15 protein-coding genes are annotated in these 22,956 nt (G+C 54.5%); 5 read left to right on the forward strand and 10 right to left on the reverse strand.

The window, feature by feature from the left end:
- Nucleotides 1-7: 7 nt before the first annotated feature.
- The 6 genes from HG15A2_RS17115 to HG15A2_RS17140 all read right to left on the reverse strand — a co-directional run bounded on the left by HG15A2_RS17115 (nt 8) and on the right by HG15A2_RS17140 (nt 11,431).
- Nucleotides 8-2,584 carry a circularly permuted type 2 ATP-grasp protein gene (locus HG15A2_RS17115; RefSeq protein WP_145061668.1) on the reverse strand — a complete coding sequence of 859 codons (2,577 nt, stop codon included), beginning with the start codon at nt 2,582-2,584 and terminating at the stop codon, nt 8-10.
- Between the two features lie 30 nt (nt 2,585-2,614).
- Nucleotides 2,615-5,959 (reverse strand): transglutaminase family protein, encoded by a 3,345-nt coding sequence (locus HG15A2_RS17120; RefSeq protein WP_145061670.1) that lies wholly within the window; start codon nt 5,957-5,959, stop codon nt 2,615-2,617.
- Nucleotides 5,960-6,002: 43 nt separating this feature from the next.
- Entirely contained in the window at nt 6,003-6,980 is a 978-nt protein-coding gene (locus tag HG15A2_RS17125; protein WP_145061672.1) for an alpha-E domain-containing protein, read from the reverse strand.
- 49 nt (nt 6,981-7,029) lie between these two features.
- Nucleotides 7,030-8,472, reverse strand: a complete 1,443-nt coding sequence (locus HG15A2_RS17130; RefSeq protein WP_145061674.1) for a circularly permuted type 2 ATP-grasp protein — start codon at nt 8,470-8,472, stop codon at nt 7,030-7,032.
- Nucleotides 8,473-8,981: 509 nt separating this feature from the next.
- Nucleotides 8,982-10,310, reverse strand: a complete 1,329-nt coding sequence (locus HG15A2_RS17135) for a hemolysin family protein (protein WP_145061676.1) — start codon at nt 10,308-10,310, stop codon at nt 8,982-8,984.
- Between the two features lie 548 nt (nt 10,311-10,858).
- Nucleotides 10,859-11,431 carry a hypothetical protein gene (locus HG15A2_RS17140; protein ID WP_145061678.1) on the reverse strand — a complete coding sequence of 191 codons (573 nt, stop codon included), beginning with the start codon at nt 11,429-11,431 and terminating at the stop codon, nt 10,859-10,861.
- A gap of 219 nt (nt 11,432-11,650) precedes the next feature.
- Here HG15A2_RS17140 and HG15A2_RS17145 point away from each other — a divergent pair, with 219 nt between their 5' ends.
- Nucleotides 11,651-12,796: an acyltransferase family protein gene (locus HG15A2_RS17145; RefSeq protein WP_218932040.1), complete on the forward strand. Its 1,146-nt coding sequence runs from the start codon at nt 11,651-11,653 to the stop codon at nt 12,794-12,796.
- Between the two features lie 18 nt (nt 12,797-12,814).
- Here HG15A2_RS17145 and HG15A2_RS17150 read toward each other — a convergent pair whose 3' ends face one another.
- Nucleotides 12,815-14,347: a mercuric reductase gene (locus tag HG15A2_RS17150; protein ID WP_145061680.1), complete on the reverse strand. Its 1,533-nt coding sequence runs from the start codon at nt 14,345-14,347 to the stop codon at nt 12,815-12,817.
- 85 nt (nt 14,348-14,432) lie between these two features.
- Nucleotides 14,433-15,188, reverse strand: a complete 756-nt coding sequence (locus HG15A2_RS17155; protein ID WP_145061682.1) for a TVP38/TMEM64 family protein — start codon at nt 15,186-15,188, stop codon at nt 14,433-14,435.
- Nucleotides 15,189-15,341: 153 nt separating this feature from the next.
- Between HG15A2_RS17155 and HG15A2_RS17160 the strand changes: the two genes are divergently transcribed.
- Nucleotides 15,342-16,448, forward strand: a complete 1,107-nt coding sequence (locus HG15A2_RS17160; protein WP_145061684.1) for an ABC transporter ATP-binding protein — start codon at nt 15,342-15,344, stop codon at nt 16,446-16,448.
- Here the strand turns inward: HG15A2_RS17160 and HG15A2_RS17165 are convergent.
- Complete coding sequence (locus tag HG15A2_RS17165; RefSeq protein ID WP_145061686.1) at nt 16,445-17,881, reverse strand: POT family MFS transporter; 1,437 nt, start codon at nt 17,879-17,881, stop codon at nt 16,445-16,447. The genes HG15A2_RS17160 and HG15A2_RS17165 overlap by 4 nt on opposite strands.
- Before the next feature lie 225 nt (nt 17,882-18,106).
- Between HG15A2_RS17165 and acnA the strand changes: the two genes are divergently transcribed.
- From acnA to HG15A2_RS17180, 3 genes are all read left to right on the forward strand, one after another.
- Nucleotides 18,107-20,917 (forward strand): aconitate hydratase, encoded by a 2,811-nt coding sequence (gene acnA, locus HG15A2_RS17170; protein ID WP_145064126.1) that lies wholly within the window; start codon nt 18,107-18,109, stop codon nt 20,915-20,917.
- A gap of 67 nt (nt 20,918-20,984) precedes the next feature.
- A complete protein-coding gene (locus HG15A2_RS17175) occupies nt 20,985-21,797 on the forward strand; it encodes a M90 family metallopeptidase (protein WP_145061688.1) in 813 nt (270 codons plus the stop codon).
- A 49-nt stretch (nt 21,798-21,846) separates the two neighbouring features.
- Complete coding sequence (locus tag HG15A2_RS17180; protein WP_145061690.1) at nt 21,847-22,335, forward strand: DinB family protein; 489 nt, start codon at nt 21,847-21,849, stop codon at nt 22,333-22,335.
- 15 nt (nt 22,336-22,350) lie between these two features.
- Here HG15A2_RS17180 and HG15A2_RS17185 read toward each other — a convergent pair whose 3' ends face one another.
- Nucleotides 22,351-22,827, reverse strand: a complete 477-nt coding sequence (locus HG15A2_RS17185) for a hypothetical protein (protein WP_145061692.1) — start codon at nt 22,825-22,827, stop codon at nt 22,351-22,353.
- Between the last annotated feature and the right edge of the window lie 129 nt (nt 22,828-22,956).

The raw sequence follows: 22,956 nt of genomic DNA on the forward strand, positions 1-22,956 counted from the left end.
GTGGCGATCAGGGTCGTGTGAGCTCGTCCTGAATACGTCGCGGGGTACCGGAATGCACTAGATACTTTCGGCTTATCGCTGCAGTCAGCTCTTTCATCGCATCTTGCTGATTCTGCAGGAGTTCAACAAGATTGAGTTCAAACTCCAAACCTTTGTTCACAGAATCGACATCGGTCGTGTTCCAGTTTTCGGGCATGTCTTTGCTCAAGTCCACCATTTGCAGTTGATGCAAGACATCGGAAACGATCTTTTGCTCATCGCTAAGTCCAATCTGCTGGGCGTCGGCGGGTAGCAGGTGGATCAGCGATTGCAGTTCGCTCAGTTGATAGAGCAGCGACCGAGGATTTGATTCGTCGACCAATAACAAATCAAACACCGGCGCGGGGCGAATAGCTGCGAGGTATCTTGCGCGGTAAGTCATTTGCAGGTCCATCACGTCGAGCACTGCGTCAAGCACACTTGACGAGGGCAGCGGAGGCTGCAGGAGTACCAACAATAAACCGCTCGTCAGCTGTGCCCGCTCAGTTCGTCGGCCCATAGTCAGAAATCGCCAAGCCGGGCCGCGCACCATGCCGTCGTTAATAAGTCCACCGCAGACCGCCAGGTCGATGACCAGTTGATTAAGCAGACTAAGCGCTTCGTCTAATGGCACTTTATCCTGAGGACTTGCTGGGTGGAAACGCTCGTCGATTCGATTCACTGCGCGCCACGTGTCGTTGGAAAGTCGATCTCGAACCGTGGATGCCAATCTCGCAATTTCGTTGACAATACTGCGCAAACTGCGTGGTTCAGTCAAATCGAAAATGGCCGCTGGTAGACGCTGCTCGATTTCGGGCAAGGAACCTTGCATATCCTCAATAGCATATTCGGGATCGATCTGACCACCTTCGGCCAGCAGGTGAATAAGCGCCGGAAGTTCGGGGACCTCGTCCGCGTCGCGCTCGCCCGAGAGGCGGTCGATTACGACACGCAGTAGCCGGGCCGATACTTCCGCACGATCAAGGTGCCGGCCCAACCAAAATAGATTATCTGCCACGCGACTAGGTAGCTGCGGTGAGTTTCGGCGCAGCTCGGGTACGTCATCAGCCGTGGGTAGTAGCGATACTTTTTCAACGGGCTTTTCGGATACGATCCAAGCATCCTTGCTACCGTCGCCAGCGGAAATTGACAGCTTCATCGGGTCCGCTGACAAGGCTACTCGCACCAACGCTCCTGGCATGACTTCGTAATGATTGGCATGGCGCATTGCGAAAGTTCGTAGTGCGGCATGTCCGACTTGCATTCCCTCGGACTTCCAGACCGGCGATGCCGAGCGGGCGATCGTCTCCTGAGCGACATAATCAGCTGGCGCTTGGCGGATTTTTCCGGCAAGCTCTTGCTGCTCGGAATTGGAAAGATGTTCGCCAAAGATCTCGGTGCCGCCACTTGGTTCGAAAGCGGGCTTGATCACCAGCTTGGCTAGGTTATCAAGGACATACTGTTGCGAGGACTCATCGCCACACCACCACGTGGCGATAGAGGGTAAGATTAGTTCGGTTTTTAACACGGTGCGACAAAGCTGCGGCAATTTCGCCATAATGGCTGGCGACTCAACAAATCCGCTGCCAGGAGCGTTCACCACTACGACATTGCCTTCGCGAATCGCTTGCAAGAGGCCCGCAGCGCCATTGCGGTTAGAGCTTCTAATTTCCAGCGGGTCGAGATCCGACTCGTTGACTCGACTGACAATCACATCGATCTGTACCAAGCCATCGAGAGTTTTAATAAATACGCAATTGTCACGAACCGCTAGGTCGCCTCCTTCGACAAGCGTGTAGCCCAGGTATCGCGCGAGATACACATCCTCAAAGTAAAACGGCTGCGTCGACCCCGCGGTAAGCAGTACGATACGTGGGTTCTCGGTTGCTCGAGGCGACAGTTCTGCCAAGGCTTGCTGCCACCGCATGAAAAACGGTGCTAAACGTCGGATATGACAGTCGTGAATCAGTCGCGGCCAGGTGCGGGAAATGACAATGCGATTTTCCAAGGCATAGCCGGCCCCCGCTGGCCCCTCCGCCCGATCGGCCATCGCCCACCAGCGCCCATCGGGTGAACGCGCAACTTCGCATCCAAAGAACATTAGTCGGCGTTCAGGCCCGACCGGCAGCTTATGAAATGAGTGATGGTAGTTCGGGTGTGCGTAAACCATTTCCGGCGGCAAGTCGCCGGATTTCAACAGTTGTTGCGGGCCGTACAAATCGTCAAGCACTAGCGACAGCAACTTCGCCCGCTGGGCAATTCCCGCGCTGAGACGATCCCATTCTTCGGCCGCGATCAGATACGGCAGCAGATCAATTTGCCACGGGTGATTGTTCTCTGGCTTCTCGTCAAAGACATTGTACGTAATGCCGTTCTCGTGGACGATCTGGTTGGCGTGTTCCCATCGACGGGCAAGCTCTGACTGCTGCTCCCGCGCAAATCCCTTAGCAAAAGTTCGCCAATGCGGCCGAATCTCGCCAGTTGATAAGCGCAGCTCATCATGCACCGTCTCAGGTGGCATGTAAGGATCAAACGTGCTGGCGGGCGTGTCCGTCTCGATATCCACAGATGGTCTAAGCTTTGAGAAGCACTGCTATCAGCGAGTGGTTCGCAAATCGAGGGTGTGAGTAAATAGTGGGTTTGGCGACTCCTGCGTCACCTCTATTCTACCAGGAGTGTGGCCCAGTTTCATGAACCGTGCGGCACGGCGACTCTCGGCTTCGAGCGCGTTGACCGGAAGCGAAGATGAGTTTACACCGCCTGGATGCTCAACGTAATACGTAACGCCTCCTAATGAGCGCGAGTTCCAGAGATCAACGACATCGAAAACCAAGGGAGCGTGGACCCCGATCGTTGGTTGCAAGCAACGCGGGGGCTGCCAAGCCCGAAACCTCACCCCCGCGGCCTTCACGTCCTGAATTCCGGTCGGCTTAAGAGGAAGCATCCGCCCTCCAACGGTGACGGCAAAGCGATCGCTCGCGAGGCCAGAAACCTTGACTTGCAATCGCTCCAACGACGCATCAACAAATCGTGTAGTTCCACCACCTCCTGGTTCTTCGCCCAAGACGTGCCACGGTTCGATGGCTTGACGCAATTCAAGATGCAACCCGGCAATGTCTGCCTCGCCCACTAGTGGAAAGCGAAATTCGAAGTGCGTATCGTACCAGCTATTTTCCACAGGGTAGCCAGCCTCGTTCAGTTCTTCGATGACATCGCGAAAGTCTTCGGCAAGGTAGCAAGGCAGCATAAAGCGGTCGTAGAGGGTATTACCCCAATCGATCAGACGTTGCGTGTAGGGTTGTCGCCAAAAGCGGCTAACCAGTGCGCGTACTAAAAGCTGCTGTGCGAGGCTCATCCGAGCGTGTGGCGGCATCTCAAAACCGCGAAACTCGAGCAGCCCTAATCGACCAGTGGCGGAATCTGGGGAGTACAGCTTGTCGATGCAGAATTCGGCCCGATGAGTGTTGCCAGTTAGATCGACCAATAGATTGCGGAATAGCCGATCGACTAGCCACGGGGGGGCGTCCGTACAAGGAGAGCTAATCTGCTTCATAGCCATCTGAAGTTCGTACAGATTATCACCCCGACCTTCATCCACCCGCGGTGCTTGGCTCGTTGGGCCGACAAACAGCCCGGAAAATAAATACGACAACGACGGATGATTGTTCCAATACGCAAGCAAGCTCTTTAGCAAGTCGGGACGCCGTAGGAGAGGGCTATCAGCGGGGGACGGTCCACCTAGCACAATGTGATTGCCGCCGCCGGTGCCCGCATGACGACCATCGTTTTGGAATTTTTCAGTTCCGAGACGGCATTGCCGGGCGTCCTCGTAGACGCCTGTGGTGATCTCCGTGAGGTCCTTCCAGTTGGCAGCAGGCTGCACGTTGACTTCGATCACCCCCGGGTCTGGCGTTACCTTCACCTGCTGCAAGCGATGATCAGGTGGAGGAAGATAACCCTCGATCACAACCGGGACTCCTTGGGCTTCTGCTGTTTGCTCAATACGTGCGATTAAGTCCAAATAATCTTCCAAGCTGCCGACAGGCGGAACGAACACGTGCAGCCGACCAGCACGTGGTTCGACGCACAGGGCCGTTGCTACGACAGACTTTGACTCCATGCTCGAATGCCGTTTCGATGATTCATCCTCGTCTGGATGGTCCCGTCCGTCGCGGTATTGGTGGGCAAGTGAAACCTCAGGGACTGTCCCGATCGATTGCTGTGCGGCGTGCCGGATCTCGGTGTAGCCCGGCAATGGCCCGCGGCCTGCAAATGTATCCACCGAGTAAATATTCCCTCGCTCGCCAGCACCTGCCGCAGGCAGTGAGTCGAACGGTAGCCTTAGTCCCAATGGCGAATCGCCGGGGATTAACAAAATCCGATCTGTCCGCAGTGGCCAAGGGCCACTCGTCCAACTGGCCTCCGCCTGCCACCATGCGCGCGTCAGGGGCATTACATAGCCGGTCGGCGTGGTGACTCCGCGCTCAAGAATTCCCGCCAACCGTTGTCGCTCTTCCGGATCGTCCAGTTCACACTGGCTTGGATCAACATCAACAGGCAGGGTTCGTTCCTGTTGCAGAATGTGGTACACATCCTCGATAGCCGGGCGAATGTGCTGATCATCTACTTCGAGTCGCTGAGCAAGTTCGTGGACAAAATGCTCTGCTTGTTGGGCATCGGATACTTGAGGTGTACGGAGATCGGCTAGCAATTCATGATTGGTCCAAATCGGCTCGCCATCGGTCCGCCACATACATGTATAAGCCCACCGCGGCAGTGACTCGCCAGGGTACCATTTGCCCTGACCAAAGTGCAGAAGACCCGCGGGCGCAAAGCGATCACGCAGTCGGTAAATCAAATCAATCGACTTTTGTTGTTTGTCGGGGCCAACGGCATCGGTAGTCCATTCGGGTCCTTCCATGTCATCAATGGATACGAATGTTGGCTCGCCACCCATGGTGAGACGCACATCGTCTTCCTGCAAGCACTCATCGACCAGTTGCCCCACTTGGTCAATCTGCTGCCAAGTTTGCTCGTCGTACGGTTTGGTGACACGCGGGTCTTCACGGACGCGAGTCAGCGACATCGCAAAGTCGAACTCTACCTCACATTCGTCAACCGCACCGCTGATCGGCGCGGCCGTCTGTGGGTGCGGCGTACACGCCAACGGTAGATGGCCTTCACCGCAAAAGAGGCCCGACGTTGGATCGAGCCCAACCCAGCCCGCTCCGGGCAGATAGACTTCGGTCCACGCGTGCAAATCGGTGAAGTCCTCTGTGGGGCCCGAGGGACCATCGAGCGATTTGACATCCGGAGCAAGCTGGATCAAATATCCTGATACGAATCGAGAGGCTAAACCGAGATGTCGACAAATTTGAACAAGCAGCCAAGCGGAGTCGCGACACGAGCCTGAGCGCTTCTTCAAAGTTTCTTCGCAGCTCTGCACACCTGGTTGCATTCGTATCAAATAACTAATGTCGTGCTGCAAGCGTTGATTGATGTCAACAAGCAGATCAATCGTCTTGCGAGGACTCAGGTCGAGCGACTCAACGTATTTCGGCAAATACTTAGTGTCGCTATCACGTTCCAGAAAAGGTTGCAGGTCCTTGACCAATTCGGGTTCGTATTGAAACGGAAATTTTTCAGCCGCTTCGGCGACGAAGAACTCGAACGGATTGATGACGGTCATTTCAGCGACCAAATCAACCTCGACACTCAGTTGCTCTGTCTTTTCGCGAAAAATCAATCTGGCATGGTAATTTCCGTACGGATCTTGTTGCCAATTGAGATAGTGGTCTTCAGGCGTAACACGCAGCGAATACCCGGTCACAGGGGTGCGGCAATGCGGAGCCGGGCGAAGTCGGACCGTCTGCGGCCCAAGTGATATGGGACGATCGTAATTGTAGGTGGTTACGTGATTGAGCGCGACGCAAATCGGCATGCTGCTGATGCTTTCTCAAATATCAACTAAAACCCAGAAGCGATTACTGCGACTGTGCTTGAGTTTGCTGCTGGCTGGGACGAGAAAAAAAAGTGTTGTGCGTTTCTTCGCTGATGCGGTCGAGCCTTACCTGTATCGAGTCGACGAATTGGTGCATGCCCTGCGAGATGACATCCTCGATACTAAGAAACGTCAATTCGTAACGCAGCTTCCCCAGGTATTGCTCCGCCGGATTGCTGAAATAATCGGTTGAGACACCAGTGATATCATGGACGGCTCGTTCCGCCCCGGTAACGCAATGGTGAATTGACCGCGGAAAAGATCGATCCAAGATCAGAAACTCCGCCACCTGATTTGGTACGATGATGCCATAGCGACGTCGGTACATGGTCAAAGCGCTAGTCGAGTCTAGCAAAGCGGTCCACTGCACCGCGTCCAGCTGGGAACCAACGTCATTCGTAGCGGGCAATAAAAGGTAATACTTCACATCCAAAATACGAGACGTTTTATCAGCGCGCTCGAGCAGTCGACCTAAACGCATAAAATTCCACATCTCGCCTTGGGAGATCGTAGCGTGTTGGACCCCTAACAAATGATGACTCAACCGATTGACTTCACCTAAGAATTGGTGCGGTCGCTGGAGGATATCCTCGCGACTGTCCGTCGCCTCGCGCACACGTATATAAAAACGATTGAGCGCCTCCCACATGGCAGTCGATAGGGTCTCGCGTACCATGCGCCCGTTCTCACGAGCTGCGAGTACGCAGGAGCGTATAGAATTGGGGTTCCGCTCGTCGAATATCAGAAATTCGAGGACGTTGCGCTCAGTTGGCTCGGAATAATGCTCGGCGAATAGTTGTTCGTCGCCGCTCGCTTCTATAAGCGGTTTCCATTGAGCCCGCACCCCACCGTGACCTCCCAAGGAAAAGCCTTGATTCACGCTGACGAAGCGTGCAACGTTTTCTGCCCGTTCGACGTAACGGTTCATCCAGTAAATCGAATCTGCCACTCGGCTCAACATTTGTTTTTCTCACGTCGCGTTGTGATTGTTCCGTAACCATGATGCATTGTCATTGCGTGAGAACCCACGTATCTTTGCTGCCACCTCCTTGCGAAGAATTAACCACCATCGAACCCTCACGCAGTGCAACACGAGTCAGGCCCCCGGGCATGACTCGGATCTCTTTTCCGTAGAGAATGAAGGGCCGAAGGTCCACATGGCGTGGTGCCAATCCCGCGTCGGTGACCGTCGGCACGGTCGAAAGGCAAAGCATGGGCTGAGCGATAAAATTACGCGGGTCGGCTTGGATCGCCGCCGCGGTTTCTGCGAGTTCCGCTTTCGAGGCGATTGGACCAAGCACAATGCCGTACCCCCCCGATTCGTTCGTCGGCTTAACAACCAATTCGTGGATATGTTCAAGCACATATTGCCGCTGTTTAGAGTCATCGCAAATGTAAGTGGGGACGTTAGCCAACTTCGGTTCTTCCGAGAGGTAATAGCGGATGATCTCAGGCACGTAGGCGTAGATCGCCTTGTCGTCGGCAACGCCGTTCCCGGGAGCATTGGCGAGTGTCACGTTGCCTGCCTGGTAGACCTCCATCAAACCGGGCACACCTAACAGCGAATCTTCACGAAAGCATTCAGGATCTAAGAAATCATCATCGATGCGTCGATAGATCACATCGACTTGCTCCAAGCCCTTGGTCGTTCGCATTTTGACGGTGCCATCTTGGACGATCAAGTCGTCGCCGCAAACAAGCTCGACTCCCATTTGTTGAGCTAAGTAGCAGTGCTCAAAATAGGCTGAGTTGTAGACCCCTGGAGTGAGCAGGACAACGGTCGGTGCCTCGCGACGCTCTGGGGCTGTCTCGATGAGCGTTTTGAGAAGTAGCTCAGGGTATTCCTCCACTGGTGCCACACCCACGCCGCTAAACAACTCCGGAAGTACCCGCTTCATAACCTCTCTGTTCTCCAACACATAGGAGACACCCGATGGACAGCGCAGATTGTCTTCCAACACATAAATGGTGCCATCACTATGGCGAATTAGGTCGGTCCCGGTAATATGTGTCCACACGCCATGCGGAGGTCGCTGTCCACGACAGACATCGCGGAAAGAGTCTGCCGAGGCAATCAACGATTTTGGAATCAAGCCTTCAGCGATGATGCGTTGCTCACCGTAAATGTCATCAAGAAAAAGGTTGAGCGCCTGAATGCGCTGCTTGAGACCCGCCTCAATGGTGCCCCATTCATCGCCACCAATCACGCGGGGGAGAATGTCTATCGGCCAGACCTTTTCAACTCCGTCGTCGTGGCCGTAGACATTGAAAGTAATGCCCAGTTGGTGAAGATGTTCCATCGCCGCCTGTTGCCGCATGCGGAGCACGTCGGCAGAGAGGTTGGCTGAAACTTTCTCTACAAAAGCTTCAATTCGCTTTCCACCGCTGGTGTACTCGTCAAAATTACCGTTGGTTTCATAACCTTCCAGACTCCTCACGAGGGGTACCGCCATTATAGGGAGATTGATTAGTCGTTAGCACCGGCTATCCATTAGAGTGCATTGCCAAACAGCTAAACAGTGCAAATGGCATGCCCGATTACTACAGAAGTGCGATCATCGAATATTGGCAACATTTCCAGCTTTTTGTTGCCTTCAACGAGAATCACAAACCCAATTCGTAGCTAGGGCTGCACAAATCAGTGGCGTCGTTGCCCTCATTTTGGACTCGACTGGATCGCAGGAAAGATTTCACAGAAACAGCCCCAAGAGGCGCCTTTCGTGGAAGACCATGCTTGACGTCGACACGCGAAGCCAACAGGCGAGCAGGCTGGATCCCTCGGGACTATTCTTGGGAACAGTGAGGTGGGAACGCTGTTTTTTTGCTGCACTCTGTTCCGCTCCCATGGTAAGACAGCCTCGGCAATCGCCACCAATCCTTCTTTTGCCTTCATGCCTTACGCAAAATGTCATATTCACACTTCGTTAGTTGCCTAAAGTGCACTGCGATCTAGCCTCGTACTCTACAAGTCGTCGCTCTGGGAACTATCGCTATCGAGCGTAAATCGAACTTTCGTCGCGTGATCTCGCTCGACTTCAATTATCTCTGCCATGGCTCCGTCAAAGGCCACTTTATCACCTTCTGTAGGTAGTTTACCTGACCTAGACATCAAGACTCCCGCCACAGTATCGACATCACCTTCATCTAGCTTCAGTTCTAACCTCTTCTCAATCTCCCGTAGCAACGTGCTGCCAGATACAACAAAGTTCCCAGGACCTTCTTCCTTTATCCGAGGCTCCTCCGTGTCAAACTCGTCCTCCACGGCGCCAACGATTGACTCCAAAACGTTCTCGAGCGTTACGATGCCGATAACGTTCCCATACTCGTCGACGACGAATGCCAGCAATTGGTGGGTAGCTTGGAAATGTTTTAGCAACTTGCTGATTGGCATCTTCTCCGGCACTTTGTGGACAGGGCGCTTGATAGAATCAATTTTGAAATCTGTATCCGCTGCTGACACACCAAGTAAATCCTTCATGTGAATGACTCCACGTACGTCGTCAAGTGAACCGTTGCAATACGGATATCTTGTATGCTTGGTCGATTTCGCAACCGCTAAACACTCTCCTACAGATTGCCCTTCGTCAAAGAAAACGACATCCTTGCGTGGCACCATAACCCGTCTGCATATCAAATCTTCAAACTCAAAGACTGCGTTCAGCAGTCGGTGCTCAGCCCGCGACAAATTACCTTGGACGTGTGATTCGCGCAACAGGTGTCGAATCTCACTTACCGTATGTGGTGAGCCGTGCTCGCTCGCACCATCGATGCCCACTTTTTTGAGCAGCCAGGCAGTCGTCTTGTTCAGCACGACCAAGAATGGATAAAGGATAATGTAAAAGAACTTCATGGGAGCAGCACACCAGAGGATCATCTGCTCCGGGCGACGGATCGCAAAGATTTTTGGAGCTTGCTCACCAATGACGAGGTGGAGAGTTGTAATTGCAGAGAATGCCACGATAAATGAGGCGATGTGCAAAGCTTCTTCTGATTGAACGCCAACGAGCTTGAAGAGTGGCAGCAACAGATGGGCGAAGGCCGGCTCGCCAACCCACCCCAAAGCGAGGGATGCCATGGTGATGCCGAGTTGGCAGGCAGAAAGCGATGCGTCCAGGCGTTCGGTGAGCCAACGTGCCGTTTTGGCAAATGGTCGTCCAGCCTGAACGAGGGCATCAATTTGGCTTAGCCGCACTTTGACAAGTGCAAACTCAGCCGCGACAAAAAAACCATTGAGGACTACAAGCAGCAAGGCAATGGAAATGAATAAGGCATCGTGCAGCCAGCCATCCATAGTCAGAGTCTTTCAGTGAGGTGTGGAAAATAATGGAAAGGCCGCCAATTCGTAAGGATTGCAACTCACTACTTCGATTTCGCTTTGAGCATGCTATTTCAAGCGATTGAGTTCACTTGACTGGAGCATTGCGGCCATGTGGATGCCAGCGGTTTCCAGTATAGCTAAATTGAGATTCATGCGTTGACCTTCTGCCGCTGCGGGGGATGATCTCCTGGTTCAAGCGGCAGGGCAAGAAGCCTAGTGCCGACGTAGAAATGTTGACCGAACACCTGTCGGTAGATCAGCGACTATACTGTCTAGTAGGAGGTCGCCGGCTACTGAATTGGATCGCAGAGTAGTACGATCCAAAAAACTTGCCATCACGCTCGCTGGCAATCGCTGACCTTGAGCACGCAATACCTGTCGTCGGAATATCCTCCCTCCCAGCAAGGCGTGCGGTCATGGTGGCTGAGGGTAGGTTCATCTTGGCTCTGCCTTGGTGCGGAGGCTGCCAGAAAGCATACCGTCTTGCTGTGCAAGACCCTTGGCGAAATCAGTGATTACACTCATCGCTTCTCCTTCCGACAGTATGCCTTCGAAGCCTCCAAGGAATATCGGTTCTCTAAGTCGATATCGTTGTAGCTACTCTCTTTGCCCCAGCCAAATATCTTCTCGAATAGCGGGAGCAGTCGGTTGGTCTCTAAACTTTTTTGGAAATAAATTTCATGCTCTTTTTCCTTCATGCCCATTTCGTACAGCGCGGCGTCATGCTCCGTGATGCCCAGATCGTTGAAGTAGTGCATCATCACGAAGTACTCGCACACGTTGCCGCTTTCGAGACGACCAGCAAAGTAATACGGCATGAACCAGCCGATGACGTAGCAGCTGATGGAAATGATCTTACCGATCACGTGGTACTTCACTTCGTAGTAGCGTGAAATCGGAATATCGTACTGTTCTAGTATGGTGAGTACGGTTTCGCGATGTCCCCACTCGTCATCTTCAATCTGCTTGATGGCCGCCTTCTCTTCCTGGCTCTTCACTGAGCCCGCGTGCCCAATGTAGGCGAAGGCAGCGGCCTTTTCTGCTGAATAAGCCAATCGAAGCGATTTCACTAGCTGCGGATGATCTAGGGTCATAGTTCACCTGGTTGCGGATGTACTTAGCTGCAACATAATTCTGGTACCCGAGGCGCCTACCGCTGGGCACTTGGCTTGTTAACTGGGAAAATACACCGGTGTAAACATGGCTGCTTTCATAAGTTTTACTAGCGGGCACTTGCCCATGCAGCAGGGATGCGGTCACAATTTCTTAGGCGGTAGAACGACCTCCAGGACGGAATTAGGTTTAAGAAACCCATGGCGAAAGAAACTCGCATGATTGATGACTCACAATCTGTGCCACCTGCTACTCATGCTTCAGAACGACTGGTGAGCCTCGACGCGCTACGTGGATTCGATATGTTCTGCATCATTGGCGGCGATCAGCTCGTCCGTCAAGCTGCGAAATTGAACGATTGGCCCTGGCTCGATTGGATGAGTGAGCAAGCACACCATCCCGAGTGGCACGGCTTTACTTTCTACGACCTCATCTTCCCGCTTTTTCTGTTCCTCGCCGGTGTTTCAATGCCGTTTTCTTTTGAGAAACGGCTGGGGCGGGGGGAAACGAAAGGTCAGCTCTATCGCCACGTGCTGATACGCTGCCTTACGCTGGTCGTGCTCGGGCTCATTCTCAACGGCTTGTTGAAACTCGATTTTCAGAACATGCGCTATCCCCACGTGCTAGCGCGCATTGGGCTAGCGTATGCGTTTGCTGCTGTGATCATGCTGAACACCAACTGGTGCGGGCAATTGCTGTGGATCGCTGGGCTACTGGTGGGTTACTGGGCGGCACTCAAGTTTATACCTGTACCTGAGTTCGGAGCAGGAGATCTCGCCCCGGGGCACACGCTAACCGATTACCTCGATCGGCTGCTACTACCGGGTAAATTGTACAAGGAAGTCCGCGACCCTGAGGGAATACTATCCACGGTGCCGGCAATAGCTACTGCCCTCTCTGGGGCACTTGCGGGGCAGTTGCTCAAGAAACCGGACGTAACGGGCGCGATGAAGTCGTTGCTCCTAGCTCTTGCAGGAGTGGCGTGTTTGGCTGCAGCTTGGATGTGGAATCACGAATTCCCGATCAATAAGAATCTGTGGAGTAGCTCCTTCGTGCTGCATTGCAGTGGCTGGAGCTTGTTGCTCCTAGCAACCTTCTATCTCGTCATCGACGTGTGGAAGCTTCGGAGCTGGGCGTTTTTCTTCGTGGTGATCGGCAGTAACTCGATCCTAATCTACGTCGCCCAAAGAGTTTTTGACCTGGGACACACGCGGGACTACCTGTTTGGAGGTGTGCTCTCGTTGACAGGCGACTGGCAACCTATGTTGTCGGTTGTCGCGTACATTGTTGTTGAGTGGCTGCTGCTCTACTTGCTCTATCGGAACCGCATTTTCCTACGCGTGTGAATTGTTGCGTGCCTTAGATCACCGCGTCCAGCTGAGCCACAAGCCCATGAACCACTTCACTAGCGGTGTGAGTCGAGTCTTGTTGTACTGGTCGCCCAGCTTTCGCAAGCCTTCTGCCTGCGTCGGATAGGGGTGAATAACATTGGCGAGTTTACCAAGGCCGACTCTTGTAGTCATGGCGAGGGTTACTTCGCTAATGAGATCACCGGCGTGCGGGGCGACGATCGTAGCGCCGACGATTGTGTCCTTGCCAGCAAGCGTGTGAACGCGAGCAAAGCCCTCGGTATGGCCTTCGAGGATGGCTCGATCGAGTTCATCAAACTGCTGGGTGTAGGTGTCGATCTCGATGCCTTGCTCCTTAGCGTCACTCGAGTAGAGCCCCACGTGGGCGATCTCAGGCGAAGTGTAAGTCGCCCAGGGAATCGTCAGTGCGGTGGCTTTGGATCGCCCCATAAATAGCGAGTTGCCAATGACAATGCGAGCCATGAAGTCGGCAGCGTGTGTGAACTGGAACTTCGAGCAGACATCGCCCGCCGCAAATATGCTGGAGTTGGTGGTACGCAGGTGATCGTCCACCGTGACGCCCTTCCTCTCGTCGAACTCCACATCGGCTGCTTCGAGGCCTAGGCCTTCGACATTTGGCTTTCGTCCCACAGCAACCAGTAGCTGGTCGACCGTTTCGCTGTAGCTCTTGCCGTGCGAATCAACGGTGAGGCGGATTCTTCCACCATCCGTTGAGCAAACCTGCAATTCCCTGCCACAGCACAGCAATTGCACGCCATCTGCGGTCATGGATTCTTGCACAATTGCTGCAGCGTCGGGATCCTCCTTGGGTAGGACTCCGTGAGCGGCTTCCACCAACAGGACTTCGGAACCGAGATTGGCAAACGTTTGGGCCATTTCGCAGCCGATGGGCCCGGCACCAATGACGGCTAGTCGCTGGGGAAGCTCCGTTAATGAGAAGAGCGTTTCATTGGTGAGATACTCCACGTCGCTCAGGCCAGGAATCGGCGGCGCGGCAGCACGGGCACCGGTGCAAATGGCGGCTTTCTTGAAATGCAGCGATTGACTGCCATGTTGCCCGTCAACTTGCACATGCGAGCTATCTGTAAACTTCGCCTGGCCGAGAAATACGTCCACGCCCAGTTCACGAAACCGGGCCGCCGAGTCAACATGGCTGATCCCGGCGCGTAGCTTGCGCATCCGCTCCATGACCCCTGGGAAATCGACTTCTGCATTGCCCGTGGCAACGCCCCAAAGATTCGAGTTACGGGCCGACCTTGCAGCGCGAGCGCTGGCAATCAGCGCCTTGCTAGGCACACAGCCGACGTTTAAGCAATCGCCGCCCATGAGTTCGCGCTCCACGAGCGCGACCTTCGCCCCCAACCCGGCCGCCCCCGCTGCGGTCACTAGGCCTGCGGTGCCAGCTCCGATCACGACGAGGTTATATCGCCCATCAGGAGTGGGGTTGGCCCAATCGGGCGGGTGTACACGCTCTTCAAGTAGTTGATTGTGAATATCGAAGGGCGAAAGAGCTTCGGACCGTGGCATGGCATAAGGCTTTCTTGGAGAATGTGTGAACCACGAAGATCACAAAGAACACTGTGCACTAACTCATACCTCGTGTCCTACGTGGTTAGTTTCTTGCGTCGGTGCCTTTCCAGCGTTTCATGGCGTATTTTACTACTAACGGAAAGGTGCCTAAGACTATGAATGCAATGATCAGCTGTCGCGACAGGATGCCGCTTGCTCCCTGTTCAGCTAGCTCGGTAATGCTCGGGACGGTGTGGCCCGCGTAGACATAGACAATCGTCCCTGCCAGCATGCCGAGTTGGCTGACCCACCAGAACGTGACCACTCGGATCGGCGTCAGCCCCATCACGATGTTGAGTACGAAGAACGGCACGGCTGGGATGAGGCGGAGGGTAAACAGGTAGAAAGGACCCTCACTTTCAAGCGATTCCTCGAAAGTAGAAAGTCGCTCGCCAAACTTCGACTTCACGATGTCTCGAAGCAAGTAGCGACTTACCAGGAAGGCAATGGTAGCACCCGTGGTCGAGGCGAAACTGACAAGGATAATTGCGGGCACAAGATCGAAAAACCAACCGTATGCCAACGAAAGCGGCACCGCCCCCGGTAGGGACAGGCCTGTTACCATGGCATAGAGCCCGAAGGCCAGGACGTAAACGAGCACGGGATGTGCTTGGCGGTATTCCTGCAGGGCCGACTCTTTCTCAGCAATTGCCTTCAGAGACAGCTGATCAGCAAAAAAGTAGTATCCAACTCCGATGGCAGCGAGAAAACCACATAGTGCCAGCCCCTTCAGCCACCAGGAGCGTGCGCTGCCCGATTGGCTGTCACCCTGTTCATCCGTAGAGCTTTGCTTTGTCACTAGAGGTGAGTCCTTCGCGTTTTGGTTCTCTTAAGAGCCACATCAGGTGCTGCCATGTTAAACTTAGGGCTCGGCTTGACGCTACCAGTGTATGCAGCTGTCAAACGAAGTTTGGTTTGCTAACTCACACAACGATCACTCTCGCGATAGACAATGGCTGCCGTAACGCTCGATAAACTCTGCAAGACTTACGACAGCATTGCGCTGGCTGTCGACTCTGTCAGCTTGGAGATCAACGACGGGGAATTCCTCGTCCTCGTCGGCCCCTCTGGCTGTGGCAAGACGACAACATTACGAATGATCGCCGGGTTGGAGTCAATTACCTCCGGTACGCTGCATATCGGCGAGCGTATTGTGAACGACGTCCACCCCAAGGACCGCGACATCGCGATGGTTTTCCAGAACTACGCGCTGTACCCGCACATGACGGTACGGCAGAACATGGCGTTCGCCCTGAAAATGCGAAAGACGCCCAAAGCAAAGATCGCCGAACAAGTCGCCTGGGCCGCCGGGCTGCTAGGATTAGAGCCGTTATTGGATCGCAAACCGAAGGCGCTTTCTGGCGGGCAACGCCAGCGTGTGGCACTTGGTCGAGCCATTGTACGGCAGCCGGCAGTGTTCCTGTTTGACGAGCCGCTCTCCAATCTCGACGCAAAACTTCGTGTCGAGATGCGCGCGGAGCTGAAACGGCTCCATCGACAATTAAACACGACGACCATTTACGTGACGCACGACCAAGAAGAAGCGATGACACTTGGCGATCGCGTGGTGGTCATGGAGGGCGGGATCGTGCAACAGTGTGCCGCGCCGCTAGAAATCTACAACCAACCAGCGAACCGTTTCGTAGCTAGCTTCTTGGGCATGCCACCAATGAATTTTTTCGAGGGGACGATTCAGCGCAACGGCACGGGGGTCGATTTTGTTTCGCCTGCAGGTACGTTGAACCTGGGTGAGAGGGCAGGGCACTTGCTCAATGGAAGTGGCCTGCGAAACGTGGTCGCCGGCGTTCGGCCTGAAGCTTTTGGGCTGCAAGCCAACGGTGGCGTCGCGGGACTGCCCGCCACGGTGAGCGTCGTCGAACCGCTGGGCAGTATGATGGATGTCTATCTTGAGCTACCCAGCGGGCAAACCATTGCAACTCGAGTAGCAGCTAAGCCGCAAGCGGAAGGGGTGGCCGTTAGAGCAACGGTTGCTCCGGAGGATGTGTACTTGTTTGATGCAGAGGGACCGGGTCGAAACTTACTGTGCGGGAACAACTAGGTGGTTTCCATTTCACCCTGAATGTAGCTTCTCTCTCGGTACCGCACGGCCACAAAGACGAAGGCGACGGCAGCTACGAGCATCACGGCGGTGAAAAACCAATAGTAGCTGGCGCCTTCTAGCAGCAATGTGCCATCTTCATTCTGAATGAAAAGGTTCACAACGGCAGTGAACTCATTTCCAAGTGCGACGCTCAACAGGAAGATAGACATAATAAAGGACTTCAAGCTGTTTGGAGCTTGGGTGTAGCTGAATTCTAGACAAGTGATGCTAACCATCACTTCAGCCGCAGTAAGAACCGCATAGGCAAGCACTTGCCAACCGATGCTCGGCAATCCTCCGCCGTCTATCGAAGTTTGAATCAACGCGCTAATTGCGAAAGCCGGCACAGTGAGAAACATCCCGATGCCGACTTTTCGCAGTGGTGTAAGCGCAACGAGATTGCCCAGTGCCGGATAGACAACGTAGGAGAACAATGGAACGAGGATGAGTATGAACAGCGGATTTGCAGCTTGCAGTTGGCTTGGTAGCCATTCTGTCCCAAGCCAATTCTTATTCATGTCCTCTGCTTGCAAAACCCAAGCGCTAGCCGTTTGGTCGAATAGGCACCAGAAGGCCGCCACACAGATGTAGATCGGCGTGAGCCGTTTCAATACGCCCCAGCTTTCCGCAGAGAAAGCTTCTTTGATGAAGGACTCCCCCTTGGGGGGGATGTGAACAAAGCGATTGCGCCCCAGCCAAAAGACAAAGGTAGCGAGCGCCATGAGAACTCCTGGAACGCCAAAGGCTAGTGATGGCCCTGGGTGAACTCCCAGCGAAGTTAAGGTGTCTGCAAAGCTTCCAAACGTGTCATGAAATTGTTGCTTGTCGAGCAAAATGGGAGTGAGCAGTGAGGAAGCAAACGCCCCAAGATTGATCGAGAGATAGAACCATCCGAATACTTTGCTCATCAAGTGCTTGTTGCCCGGTCCAAACTGGTCACCCACGTGAGCCGAAACGCACGGCTTGATCGCTCCCATCCCAAGCGAGATTAGGACCAACCCAGTAACAAGTCCGACACGAGTTTCATCCAATGCAAGTGCAAGATGTCCCAGGCAGTAGACGATGCTCAATACGAGGATGGTCGGGTACTTGCCAAACAACCAGTCGGACACAATCGCTCCCAGCAATGGGAACGTGTAACCAGCGACAATGAAGGTATGCACCCAAAACTTCGCATCCTCGTCGCTCATCGTGGCTAGTGCCCCCGACGAATCGACAAGATACTTGGTCATGAATACGGTCAGAATCGTGCGCATCCCGTAGAAACTAAATCGCTCGGCCGCCTCATTTCCAACAATGTAGGGAATTCCCCCAGGCATCTTGTCCGTGGGGGGCGGGCTGGTGAGGTAGCCAGAAGATTTTACGGCGACGGTACCGGCGGCTTCGGTCATGGGGGAGTGTGCTTTGATCGCGAATGTTGGAGGCTGATTAGTAGCGGCCCAGTCTAACCGAACTGGCTGGATTGCCCTACCGAGTCTCTGCAAGCACACCCGGTCCGGCTAGACGTGTTGTGTTCCTATCACGTTGCCCCCAGACAGGGCCATGGGAAAACGCTAAACTGCGTATCTGCGCCTAGGCGAGTTCTTTAGACACCCAAAGTGAGAGAGATTGACGATATGGCAGATCAGGCACTGAAAACCGATCCGTTCTCCGCACGCGACACCTTCGATACCGGTTCCGGCCAGGCAGGCATCTATCGCCTATCGGCGTTGGAAAAAGCGGGGCTTGCCGAGATCGACAAGCTGCCGTTTTCGATTCGGGTACTGCTGGAATCGTGCCTGCGAAACTGCGATGGCTATGTAGTTCGCGAGCAAGACGTGAAGAATCTGGCTGCCTGGTCTCCCGCCACTGCCGCTTCGGGCGAGGTAGAGGTCCCCTTCAAGCCGGCCCGCGTGGTTCTGCAGGACTTTACCGGTGTGCCTGCAGTTGTAGACCTTGCCGCCATGCGATCCGCTATGGAACGACTGGGCGGCGACCCGAAAAAGATCAATCCGCTGGTTCCAGCCGACTTGGTGATCGATCACTCTGTGCAGGTTGACTATTTTGCCAGTGATGCGGCACTTGATTTGAACATCGAGCTTGAATTCTCGCGCAATCAAGAACGCTACGAGTTCCTACGCTGGGGACAAGAAGCATTCGACAACTTCCGCGTGGTTCCTCCAGGCACGGGCATTGTTCATCAGGTGAATCTCGAATATTTAGCGAAGTGCGTATTCCTGCGGGAAGATCATGCAGGCACGGTAGCCGTGCCCGACTCGCTCGTCGGCACCGATAGCCACACCACGATGATCGATGGCCTGGGGGTCGTTGGTTGGGGGGTTGGTGGCATCGAAGCGGAAGGCGTCATGCTCGGGCAGCCTATCTATATGCTCATGCCGGAAGTAGTCGGCATGAAACTCACCGGCGAATTGCCAGCCGGTGCCACGGCGACCGATATGGTTCTCACCGTCACAGAAATCTTGCGTGGCCAGGGTGTCGTCGGAAAGTTTGTCGAGTTCTTTGGCGATGGCGTGGCGAAAATGTCGCTCGCAGACCGGGCAACGATCGCGAATATGTCGCCGGAGTACGGTGCCACGATGGGGTTCTTTCCCATTGATGAGGAAACGCTCGCCTATCTGCGACGCACAGGTCGCACGGAAGAAGAAGTGCAGTTGGTCGAACGATACACCAAGGAGCAGGGGCTGTTCGTAACCGAAAGCACGCCACCCCCCACCTTCAGCGAGGTAGTTGAACTCGACCTTTCCACCGTCGAGCCAAGCCTCGCAGGGCCGAAACGGCCACAAGATCGCATCAGTTTGAGTGCCATGAAAAGCACTTGGCGTCACGACTTGGGTGAGGTGTTCAATAAATATCCTGCCGACGGTTCACCCCAAGGACGTTGGGAAGGTGAGGGTGGACAGCCCATCGAGCCGGGTGCCGCTCAACCCGATCCAGCCGTGGCCGTCGCCGACGCAGGTTTCGATGGAGTCGAGGTTTTTTGGGAGGACAAACAATTCCCACTCGCGCATGGGTCTGTCGTGATCGCCGCAATTACCAGTTGCACGAATACAAGTAATCCTTCGGTCATGGTTGCCGCCGGTCTAGTTGCTAAGAAAGCCGTTGAGCGCGGACTCACTGTCAGCCCGCAGGTGAAGACAAGCCTCGCCCCCGGCAGCCGTGTGGTGACAGATTACCTAGAGCGTGCCGGCCTGGACGAGGACTTGGAGAAAATCGGCTTCTATACCGTCGGCTATGGCTGCACCACGTGTATTGGCAACAGCGGCCCCCTGCCTGAACCCATTTCCGGAGCCGTTGAGGAGCACGATCTTGTCGTCTCCGGCGTACTCAGCGGCAATCGAAACTTCGAGGGACGAATCAATCCGCACGTAAAAGCCAATTACTTAGCGAGCCCGCCGTTGGTGGTTGCTTACGCTTTGGCCGGCTCCGTGGATAAGGATCTCGTCCGAGACCCCTTAGGCACAGATTCAGACGGAGCCGAGGTATTTCTTAAAGACATTTGGCCGTCTCACGAAGAAGTTCGCGAGGTGGTCGATGCCTGCGTGCTGCCTGAGATGTTTCAAGCTCAGTACGACAACGTGTGGCAGAAGAACCCAATGTGGAATGCGATTGAAATCTCAGGTGGCGAACTCTACGACTGGAGCGAGACCAGCACATACATTCAAGAGCCTCCGTTCCTGGTAGGGCTGCCTAGAGAAGCTCAACCGATAGAATCGTTAGTCGGGGCACGTTGTTTGGCTCTGCTGGGCGATTCTACGACAACCGATCACATTTCCCCCGCCGGAGCGATCGCTTCTACGAGCCCCGCAGGCAGCTACTTGCAAGCCAATGGTGTCGAACCTCGGGATTTCAACAGTTACGGCAGCCGTCGCGGTAACGATCGAGTGATGACTCGCGGCACATTCGCCAATATTCGCATCCGCAACCAGCTCGCTCCTGGCACCGAGGGGGGCGTCACCCGCTATCTTGGCGACGATAAGAACGAAGTCATGTCGATCTACGACGCAGCGATGAAATACCAAGAGAGTGATACGCCTCTAGTAGTGCTTGCAGGAGCGGAGTACGGCACCGGAAGCAGTCGCGACTGGGCCGCGAAAGGGACCTTTCTGCTAGGCGTCCGAGCGGTGATTGCTGCCAGTTACGAACGAATTCATCGCAGCAATCTCGTCATGATGGGTGTGCTGCCGCTGCAATTCGAATTGGGTGCCACGTGGCAATCTCTAGGTCTTACCGGAGAAGAGACATTCGCTATCCCAGACCTGAATGATTCGCTAGAACCTCGCCAGCAATTGACCGTGCGCGCAACTTCCCCCGATGGCAAGTCCCGCGAGTTTCTCACGCAGGTCCGCATCGATACTCCCGTAGAGTTGGACTACTACCGCAACGGCGGCATTTTGCAAACCGTCTTGCGAAAACTTCTGGATGAGTGAGTGAAATCTATGGCTAGCTACAGCTACGACCACGTTTCGAACTCTATCACAAGAGCAACATCCCACAATGTTCTTCGGCTGGTTCAAGAATCGCAGACGACGACGCTGGCTTGCAGAGCGTGAACCCGCCACTTGGGAAAAGTGGCTTCTGGCGAACGTCTGGCACTACCAGCACCTCGATAGCAAGCAGCAGCGCAAGATGCGCGAATTCGTGAAAGTCTGTTTCCACGAGAAGGACTGGGTCGGGGGCAGAGATTTCTCCGTGACCGACGAAATGCGAGTCACAATCGCCGGACAAGCGGCACTGCTTACGTTGGGGTTTGGCGAGGGCTTCTATTTCGACCGGCTGCATACAATTATCGTGTATCCTTCGTCTTATCAGAATGAGCCAACCAGCCGAGAGCACTTGCTGATCCCCAGTTCCAGCGATCCCGTTTTCGGTGGCGCCGCGCGATCGGGTGAGGCGTGGACGGGTGGACCCATTGTACTGTCGTGGGACCGCTTGCTTGCCGAGGCGCAAAACCCAAGATCGCGGACGAACCTCGTGCTGCACGAGTTTGCTCACCACATGGACGGTCTAGATGGAAACGCCGATGGCGCTCCGCCTTTGACGAGCTACGAAATAGAGAAAGAATGGTTTCGTGTCATTTCCGACGAGTACCACGAGCTTCGCAGATCGAGCAAGCAAGGCACATACACGCTGCTAGACAAATACGGAGCCAAAAATCAGGCCGAGTTTTTCGCGGTCGCCACCGAATGTTTCTTTACGCGTCCGCACCATCTGCATGACGATTCTTTAGAGTTATTCGGCATGCTTGAAACCTTATTTGGCCAAGATCCACGTACTTGGATCCCCCAGTCGGCGAACTCCCCCTCCTGAACGATCGAACCCTTCGCAACCAATCTAACTTCATACCCATGAGTACCTCATGAATGATACCTTCCGAAATCTCTACGCTTTCAACCTGGGCTATTGCGAACAACTCATGGAGGACATTCCACAGGAAGAGTTGCTGATTGTGCCAAATCCTGGAGTGAATCACCCAGGCTGGCAACTGGGTCATCTGGCAGTCTGCACGGATTACGCGATGAAATCATTTGGCAAGGAAAAGCGGTTCTCGGAAGAATGGCACACGATGTTCGGACCAGGTTCTCAACCCGCCTCTGAAGGAAGCAGTCATCCTTCAAAACAAGAACTCATGAAATCGCTGCGGGAGGGGCATGCAGCCGTGGTAGAAGCTTCCCATGGTTTTTCGCCCGAGCAACTCACCGACCCCAACCCAATTGAGTTCCTCAGGGTACGGCTGCCAACGGTCGCCGATTTAGTCGCTCACCTGATGAGCACTCACGAGGCGGCACACATTGGGCACCTCTCGAGCTGGCGACGCCAAACGGGCCGCCCGTCGTTGTTCCAGTAACGAAGTCGCCTCGGCTCAGGAACCTATGGAGACTGGTTCGAGCGACTCCTCGTAGTGAGCAACCGTTTCACTCGGATCAAGATTGAAGACGACGCGTCCGTCAGTATCCCAGCGTCCGTTGCGATGGACGAACACCGCCGTGGCCGAACGCAGATTGCTGACAGCTTCCACTTCTTCCATGCCGCCCCCCTCGATGGCCGTGAAGCTGACAGTTGCGTCGATCATGGCGTACAGCTCGCCCGAGACTCGCTCGGTCGCAAAAGCCGTATCTTCGTGCAGGTCGACCGTCTTCCAGGCTAAGCCGCGTGGCTTACCGGTGGCTGCTGCTGCTTTGAGAAACTGGGGGCTCATTTGTGCAAGCTGATCTCGCAAATCAAGCATCGCCAGCTGGCGTTTCGCGCCCAACTGGGCCTTCCGCCAGCGGCGCCAAAACACGCCGGCGACTAACGCCAAAGCGGTGCCCACTACCATTGCTATTAAGAATTTTGCCAAGGTATCTCTCTCTCCTCTATTCGCGGAATAGCAAGGACAAGCATGCCAGTTTATCAGTCGCCGTACTCTGCTGCTGCGCTTGAGCGGGAGGATTCCTGCGTGGAATTGCGGGAAATTTTCGCGAACCTG

Source organism: Adhaeretor mobilis (genome assembly GCF_007741515.1).
GTDB classification, from domain to species: domain Bacteria; phylum Planctomycetota; class Planctomycetia; order Pirellulales; family Lacipirellulaceae; genus Adhaeretor; species Adhaeretor mobilis.